This window comes from Streptomyces sp. W16 (assembly GCF_033194735.1).
In the GTDB taxonomy this organism is placed as follows: Bacteria; Actinomycetota; Actinomycetes; order Streptomycetales; family Streptomycetaceae; genus Streptomyces.
This window is the reverse complement of sequence record NZ_JAWOAI010000525.1, coordinates 1-6,587: the sequence shown is the minus strand read 5'-3', so window position 1 is coordinate 6,587 and position 6,587 is coordinate 1. Positions and strand designations below refer to the sequence as shown.

At 69.7% G+C, this 6,587-nt stretch carries 7 protein-coding genes; 2 read left to right on the top strand and 5 right to left on the bottom strand.

The window, feature by feature from the left end:
• Positions 1–819, top strand: an 819-nt coding sequence (gene cobC / locus R6V09_RS42610; protein ID WP_317886854.1) for an Rv2231c family pyridoxal phosphate-dependent protein CobC, incomplete at its 5' end; no start/stop codon positions are given.
• 80 nt (positions 820–899) lie between these two features.
• On the opposite strand, the gene R6V09_RS42605 is transcribed toward cobC, so the two are convergent.
• The 5 genes from R6V09_RS42605 to R6V09_RS42585 form a co-directional block, all read right to left on the bottom strand.
• Entirely contained in the window at positions 900–1,769 is an 870-nt protein-coding gene (locus tag R6V09_RS42605; RefSeq protein ID WP_317886853.1) for an SCO1860 family LAETG-anchored protein, read from the bottom strand.
• Between the two features lie 131 nt (positions 1,770–1,900).
• Positions 1,901–2,992, bottom strand: a complete 1,092-nt coding sequence (locus tag R6V09_RS42600; RefSeq protein WP_317886852.1) for an amidohydrolase family protein — start codon at positions 2,990–2,992, stop codon at positions 1,901–1,903.
• Positions 2,993–3,081: 89 nt separating this feature from the next.
• Positions 3,082–3,870: an amino acid ABC transporter ATP-binding protein gene (locus tag R6V09_RS42595; RefSeq protein ID WP_317886851.1), complete on the bottom strand. Its 789-nt coding sequence runs from the start codon at positions 3,868–3,870 to the stop codon at positions 3,082–3,084.
• Positions 3,867–4,694: an amino acid ABC transporter permease gene (locus tag R6V09_RS42590; protein WP_317886855.1), complete on the bottom strand. Its 828-nt coding sequence runs from the start codon at positions 4,692–4,694 to the stop codon at positions 3,867–3,869. Before R6V09_RS42590 ends, R6V09_RS42595 begins: the two co-directional genes overlap by 4 nt.
• Positions 4,691–5,572: a transporter substrate-binding domain-containing protein gene (locus tag R6V09_RS42585; RefSeq protein WP_317886850.1), complete on the bottom strand. Its 882-nt coding sequence runs from the start codon at positions 5,570–5,572 to the stop codon at positions 4,691–4,693. The genes R6V09_RS42590 and R6V09_RS42585 overlap by 4 nt, the downstream gene beginning before the upstream one ends.
• Positions 5,573–5,793: 221 nt before the next feature.
• Here R6V09_RS42585 and R6V09_RS42580 point away from each other — a divergent pair.
• The coding region (locus R6V09_RS42580; RefSeq protein WP_317886849.1) for a pyridoxal-phosphate-dependent aminotransferase family protein at positions 5,794–6,587 on the top strand (794 nt) is incomplete at its 3' end.

The window sequence follows — 6,587 nt, the reverse complement described above, 5'->3', positions numbered from 1 at the left end:
GAGGCCTTCGTGCTGCTCGCCCGTGCGCTGAAGGTCCGTCAGCCGGTGGTCGTGCACCCGCAGTTCACGGAGCCGGAGGCGGCGCTGCGGGAGGCGGGGCACGCGGTGGAGCGGGTGCTGCTGCGGGAGGCGGACGGTTTCCGGCTGACCCCGGGGGCCGTCCCCGAGGGCGCGGACCTGGTCCTCATCGGCAACCCGACGAACCCCACGTCGGTCCTCCACCCCGCTGCGGCGATCGCCCAACTGGCCCGCCCCGGACGGCTCCTGGTGGTCGACGAGGCGTTCATGGACGCGGTGCCGGGTGAGCGCGAGGCTCTCGCGGGCCGGACCGACATCCCCGGTCTCGTGGTCCTGCGCAGCCTCACCAAGACGTGGGGTCTTGCGGGGCTGCGGATCGGCTACGTCCTGGCCGACCCCGAGACGATCGCCGAACTCGAACGGGCCCAGCCGCTGTGGCCGGTGTCCACGCCCGCGCTCGCCGCGGCGGAGGCGTGCATGGACTCACCGGCCCTCGCGGAGGCCGCGCACGCGGCTCACCGCATCGCCGCCGACCGCGCCCATCTCGTCGCCGGCCTCACCGAGTTCGCCCCCGACGGACTCCAAGTCATGGAACCCGCCGAGGGCCCCTTCGTCCTCGTCCGCGTCCCCAACGCGGTTGCCGTCCGGCGGCATCTGCGCGACCTGGGCTTCGCGGTCCGGCGCGGGGACACGTTCCCTGGACTGGGCGAGCAGTGGCTACGGCTGGCGGTACGGGACCGACCGACGGTCAACCGCTTCTTGCAGGCACTGGACCAGGCGGTGACGCTGGCGGGGCGGTGAGGTGAGGCGATGGTCCTTTGGGACGTCCACTTCTCGGCTAACCGAGACGGGTGGGTGGGTGGGTGGGAAATGTAGTTGGGTCAGCCCCGACGGCGGCGCGCCATGATCACCGCGCCCCCGCCCAGCGCCAGCAGAGACACCGCCCCACCCGCGACATACGGCGTCATGGAGCTACCCCCCGTCTCGGCCAACCCCGCCTCCGCAGGCGCCCCTTGCGGCTTCACATCCGGCGCCGGTGCCTCACACGTGGCCTGTGCCAACGTCACCGTCCCCTCCACATCCGCCACGTTCAGCTTCAACGGGTTGATGGACACCTTGAGTTCGAGCGCGGTCGCGGCGGCCGTACGGGACGTGGTCGACGTCTTGGACAGGTCGAGGCGGACCGAGCCGACCCCCGGGACCTCAACCTCCGTAGGCCCACCGGCGGTTACGGTGACCCGCTTGCCCAGCACCGTCACCGACCCGAGCAGATTCGACGTGGCGACCGGCGTCTTCCCCGCCTCGCACGTCGCCTTGGACGTGACCGTACCGACCTCGATGAGCGAGAGCAGCGGCAGCCCGGGCACATGGAGCTTCACGGCGGCGAGGTTCGTGTAACCCTCGGCCTTCGTCGCGGACACCGTCGCCTTCGCCGTGGCGACGTCCGCGCTGAGCACACTGAAGGACTGCCCGCCGTTCACCCCGTCCAACTGGGCGCTGAGCGCGGTCTTTTCGGCGCTCTGCGGTGCCTGGACCTCGTTGAGGGAGACCGTGAGCGGGACGTCCACGGTCTTGTTGAGCAGGGACACGTCGAGCCCGGTGCGCAGTACGACGGCGCTCGCGCGACCCTGGTCGGTTCTCGCGTGGGCGGACCCCGCGCCGGCCAGCGTCGCGGGACCGGCGGCGAGGGCGGTGGCCGTGGCAACGGTGGCCCAACGGCGTGCGGGCATGCGGAAGTTGGTGCCGTTCAAGGTGTGGGACCCCCAGAGGAGACATGCTTGGGACCCGGTAAGAATTACCCACGAAGGGTGAACCGTCAGCGATCCTGCGTCACTTCACCCCATCGTGGGTTTTCCGTGAACGTATTCGAATCGACTGGCGACTATTCGACCACCAGCCCGTTCAGCACCACCCGTCGCGGCGACGCCAGGACGCGTACATCGGCGCGCGGGTCCGCCTCGTACACGACGAAGTCCGCCGGCGCCCCCTCATCGAGCCCGGGCCGCCCGAGCCACCGCCGCGCGCCCCACGCGGTGGCCGACAGCGCTTCTACGGCAGGGATGCCGGCGGTGACCAGTTCGGCGACCTCGGCGGCGACCAGGCCGTGGGCCAACGATCCCCCGGCATCGGTCCCGACATACACCGGGACGCCGGCGTCGTAGGCGGCGCGCACGGTGTCGTAGCGCCGCTCGTACAGCCGGAGCATGTGGGCCGACCAGCTCGGGTACTTGCTCTCGCCGCCCGCGGCGAGGTGCGGGAAGGTCGCGATGTTCACGAGGGTCGGGACGATCGCCACGCCCCGCGAGGCGAACAGCGGGATGAGGTCCTCGGTGAGGCCGGTCGCGTGCTCGATGCAGTCGATGCCCGCCTCGACGAGGTCGCGCAAGGCGGCCTCCGCGAAGCAGTGGGCGGTGACGCGGGCGCCGAGCCGGTGCGCCTCGGCGATCGCCGCCTCCACGGCCTCGCGCGGCCAGCAGGCGGACAGGTCGCCGAGGTCGCGGTCGATCCAGTCGCCGACCAACTTGACCCAGCCGTCGCCGCGTTGGGCTTCCTGGGCGACGTAGGCGACGAGTTCGTCGGGTTCGATCTCGTGGGCGAAGTCGCGGATGTAGCGGCGGGTGCGGGCGATGTGCTTGCCGGCCCGGATGATCTTCGGGAGGTCCTCGCGGTCGTCGATCCAGCGGGTGTCGGACGGCGAGCCGGCGTCGCGCAGCAGGAGGGTGCCGGCGTCGCGGTCGGTGAGGGCCTGTGTTTCGGCGGTGGCCGCGTCTACGGGGCCGTGGGTGCCGAGGCCTACGTGGCAGTGGGCGTCGACGAGGCCGGGGAGGGTCCAGCCTTCGACCTTACGGATGTCGCGGGCATCGACGGGGCGGTCGTAGGAGATGCGGCCGTCGATGACCCAGAGTTCGTCGCGGATGTCCTCGGGGCCCACCAGGACCCGGCCCTTCATGTGCAGCACCGGTTGATCGCTCATGGGACGCACGATAGTTCGTCGGGTGCGGGTCCGTTGTGGCTGGTCGCGCCCACGCGGCGGAGCCGCATATCGATACAGCCCCGCGCCCCTTAGGGGGCGCCTTCCTCGTCCGGTACTTCAGCCATCGCGGGGTCCAGTAGGCGTGACAAGAAGTGGCGGGTGCGCTCGTGTGCAGGGTTGGCGATGACCCGGTCCGGGGTGCCGTCCTCGATGATCACGCCGCCGTCCATGAACACGACCCGGTCGGCGACCTCGCGTGCGAACGTCATCTCGTGGGTGACCACCATCATGGTCATGCCCTCGTTCGCGAGCATCCGCATGACCGCCAGTACGTCGCCCACCAGCTCCGGGTCGAGTGCCGAGGTCGGTTCGTCGAAGAGCATCACCTCGGGGTCCATCGCCAACGCCCGTGCGATCGCGACGCGTTGCTGCTGTCCGCCGGAGAGGGACGCCGGGTAGGCGGCGGCCTTCTCCGAGAGGCCTACGCGCCGCAGGTTCTCCGCGGCGACCTTCTCCGCCGCCGCCTTGTCCCGGCGCAGGACCCGGCGTTGGGGCAGGGTGAGGTTCTCGGTGACGGACAGGTGCGGGAAGAGGTTGAACTGCTGGAAGACCATGCCGATACGACGGCGTACGGCGTCGATGTCGACATCGGGGTCGGTGATCTCGGTACCGCCGACGAACACCCGCCCCTCGGTGGGTTCTTCGAGCAGGTTCACACAGCGCAGCAGGGTCGACTTGCCCGAGCCGGACGGGCCGATGACGCACACCACCTCCCCCTGCCCGATCTCCAGGTCGATGCCGCGCAGCACTTTGTTGGTGCCGAACGACTTGTGCAGGCCGCGCACTTCGATCTCGGGACTCCCGGACGGGGCGGTCATCGCACGGCCTCCCCGGTCTTCGTCTCCATGCGGCGCACCACGAAGCTCAGCGGGATCGTGACGAGGAGATAGCACAGGCCCGCCACCAGGATCGGCGTGGAGTTGGCGGTCGTACTGGCCAAGTCCCGTCCGTATTTGGACAGTTCGCGCTCCTCCAGGGTGACGCCGAGGAACAGGACCAGGGAGGAGTCCTTGAAGAGGAGGACGAGTTCGTTGGTCAGGGGCGGCAGAATGATCCGGAACGCCTGCGGGACGACGATCGACACCATGGCCCGCGCCTGCGAGAAGCCGAGCGAACGGGCCGCCTCCAACTGGCCCTTGGGCACCGCCTGGATACCGGCCCGGATCGTCTCCGCCATGTACGCGGCGGACACCAGGCCGAGCGCGAGGGCGACCTTGCCGTACGTACCGCCGACGATCTCCGTGCCAGGGAAGGCGAGGGGTACGGCGACGCCGACGAAGATGAAGATGAGGAGGGCGGGCAGGCCGCGGAAGATCTCGATGTAGATCCCGGCGAGCCAGCGGTACGGCCCGACGGACGACAGCCGCATCAGTGCGACGATCATGCCGAGGACGAGTCCGAAGACGAAGCCGGACAGGGTGTAGAGCACGGTGTTCTTCAACGCCAGCGTGATGACGTCGGGGAACATCTGCTTGGCGATGCTCCACTGCGCGAACTGGTTCTTCAGGCGGCCCCAGTCGGCGGTGACCGCGAAGGCGATCACCGCGCCGAGGAACACGGTGTACTGAACTCCCCTGGACAGCCTGCGCCGTTGACGACGCGTCAGGCCCTTTGCCCTCGGCTGGAGTTGCAGGTCGGTCATGAGGCCGAGGGTGAGGGTGAGGGTGAGGGTGAGGGTGAGGGTGAGGCGGCAGTGGCGTCGTAGGGACCGATCCACTTCTCGTACAGCTTCTTGTACGTGCCGTCCGCCTTCGCGTCCTTGATCGCCTTGTTGATGGCCGCGAGGAGTTTGGTGTTGCCCTTCTTGACCGTGAAGCCGTACTGCTCACCGGTGTTGAGGTTGTCGACGACCTCGAAGGCGTCGGCGTTGGCCTTGGTCTTGAGCCAGCCCTGTACGACCGGGTAGTCGATGATGACGGCCTGGACCTGGCCGGTGCGCAGTCCGTTGAGGACGGCGTCGGAGGACTCGAAGGAGACGGGGTCGAAGCCCTTGCTCTTCGCGTAGTCCTCGCCGGTGGTCTGCGCCTGGGCGCCGAGCTTCTTGCCCTTGGTCTTCACATCGGCGAGGGAGGTGATCCCGCTCTTCTTGTCGACGAGGACGGCCTGGGTGGCGTCGAAGTACGGGTCGGAGAAGTCGACGTTCTTCTTGCGTTCGGCGGTGATGGTCATGCCGGCGGCGGCCAGGTCGCACTCGTCGGCGTTGAGGAAGGCGCCGGTCTTGAAGTTCTCGAAGGGGGTGTCGAGGATCGTCTGCTTCACGCCGAGGTCCTTGGCGACCAGGTCGATGAGGGAGACGTCGAAGCCCTGCACCTTGCCGTCGATCTCGGACTGGAAGGGCGGGTAGGGCAGGTGGGTGCAGGTGGTGAGCTGACCGGCCTTGACGAGTTCGACGCCACCGGCGGCGGTCTTCGAACCGCTGCCGCCGCTGTCGCTCGACGTGCAGCCGGCCACGAGGACGAGCGCGGCGCTCGCGGTGGTGGCGGCCAGGGTGCGGGCCCGGCGGCCGAGGAGCGTGTTCACGGAGGCCTCCTGTGACGGAACTGTGGCTTCCGATTATTGGGAGGGGCGGGGCGGACCGCTCGTGGTGAGGTGTCGGCGAGGGGGCCGTACGGGCTAAGAAGTCGCCGGTCGGAGGGGCGCGGCGGGCCGTGCGGGGCGCCGGTTACGCTCGTTGCGTCGATCCCCGGGACATCTTCGGCCCCCGGGATCCCTTCGATCCCCGCGAGTGAAAGAGCACCGCCGTGACGCACCCCTTCCTCGACCTGGCCCCGCTGAGCGCCGCGCACTTCGCCGCGATCGAGGACCGGGTGGCCCGGCTGCTCGGCACCGAACAGGATGTCGTGATCATGCAGGGCGAGGCCTTGCTGCCGCTGGAGGGCGCGATCCGTTCGACGGCCGGTCCGGGCACGGTCGCGCTGAACGTCATCACCGGCCCCTACGGGCAGACCTTCGGGAACTGGCTGCGGGACTGCGGCGCCGAGGTGATCGACCTCGCCGTCCCCTTCCACACGGCGGTGACGGCGGAGCAGATCCGGGAAGCATTGGTTGCGCACCCGGAGATCGACTTCGTGTCCCTGGTCCACGCGGAGGCGGCGACCGGCAACACCAACCCGGTCGCGGAGATCGGCGAGGTCGTGCGCGCTCACGGCGCCCTCTTCTACCTCGACGCGGTGGCCTCCATCGGCGCGGAGCCGGTGCTGCCGGACGCGTGGGGTGTCGACCTGTGCGTGATCGGGGCGCAGAAGGCGATGGGCGGACCCGCGGGTGTGTCGGCGGTTTCGGTGAGTGAACGCGCATGGTCGCGAATGACCTCGAACCCCGGAGCACCGCGCCGCTCGTACCTCTCCCTCCTCGACTGGAAGGACCGCTGGACCGACGCCGGCCGCAAGGCCCTCCCGCACGCCCCGGCCCAGTTGGAGATGCTGGCACTGGAGGCCTGCGTCGAGCGGATCGAGGCGGAGGGCCTGGACACGGTGATGCGCCGCCACGCGGCTGCGGCTGCGGCGACACGGGCGGGCGCGCTCGCCCTGGGCGG

Coding starts and splice junctions, on each gene's coding strand:
- R6V09_RS42600 (WP_317886852.1), bottom strand. CDS start 2,992: ATGAGCGATCAACCGGTGCTGCACATGAAGGGCCGGGTCCTGGTGGGC.
- R6V09_RS42595 (WP_317886851.1), bottom strand. CDS start 3,870: ATGACCGCCCCGTCCGGGAGTCCCGAGATCGAAGTGCGCGGCCTGCAC.
- R6V09_RS42590 (WP_317886855.1), bottom strand. CDS start 4,694: ATGACCGACCTGCAACTCCAGCCGAGGGCAAAGGGCCTGACGCGTCGT.